Annotated in this window: 1 protein-coding gene; it reads left to right on the top strand. The window is 34.6% G+C overall.

What is annotated here, in order from left to right; all coding sequences use genetic code 11:
* Positions 1–308 precede the first annotated feature (308 nt).
* Positions 309–966, top strand: a 658-nt coding sequence (locus tag J7R07_RS07935) for a BID domain-containing T4SS effector (protein WP_208436318.1), incomplete at its 3' end; no start/stop codon positions are given.

Below are 966 nucleotides of genomic sequence, written 5' to 3' on the forward strand. Positions count from 1 at the left end.
AAATAAGATTTAGTTTTTAAGCAGATTTTTGGTGCAAATCGTTTTGAAGAATTTGCACCAAAAAGAGAGTGTAATGGTGGAGCAAAAGCTCACTAAGATATTGCTATAACTTATTGATTAAATTTTATAAAAATCTGTATCCTGTATTAAAGATATAAATGTTGATGATTATAATCAATGGAAACAGCAGAATATCTTTTAAAATTATCAAAATGAGTACTCCCTTTAAATGGGGGACTGTCAAAGTGAAAAATACACTAAAGAGTTTTTCTAAACAAAAATGATTAAAAACTTAAAAGGAGATGTCCATGAAAAAAAGCACTCCCCCTTCTACATCTTGTATGTCTTTAGAATCGTTAGAACACATGAAGCCAGTTAGCGCAGCATCTTCTCAAACAGCATCTCCTAAAAAAAAGCGTGCGCGTACGCAGTTTGTTAAATTCATATCACCCAAGAAAAAATCAATAGAAATAAAATACCCATCGTATACCCCAGAAGAAGGAAACCCTTGCACAACCGAAAGAGAGAGAGCTATAATCCCATTGCAACAAGATTTATTGTTTAAAGCATATGTAAAAGACATCTTATATTGGTCTAAAGTTTTTTATGGTGATCACTCTGTCCTGCATAAAGAAATGGAGGAGATTTTAAAAAATCCTGAGGCAGGAGGTAAAATCTTACAGAAAATAACAACATCTCCTAAATCTATCCATGCTATGGCAGGCAGAAAAATCCTTGGTATAAAAACCCGTGCACGCAAAAATGCTGAAAAGGCTTTTAAACCTTTATGTTCTGCTTTACAAAGTTATATACGTCTTGTAGAAAATGCAAACGACTTTCCTTACAGAAGACCATATCATCATAAACAACCTATCGAGAAGGGAGCCAAAACGGAAGGTTTGGAGTCGTCTCTTCACCCTAAAAAAGAAATAGAACCCCACGCGAGGGAAAAAACCACCTCCTCAC

This window comes from Bartonella phoceensis, assembly GCF_902825145.1.
Lineage (GTDB): Bacteria > Pseudomonadota > Alphaproteobacteria > Rhizobiales > Rhizobiaceae > Bartonella > Bartonella phoceensis.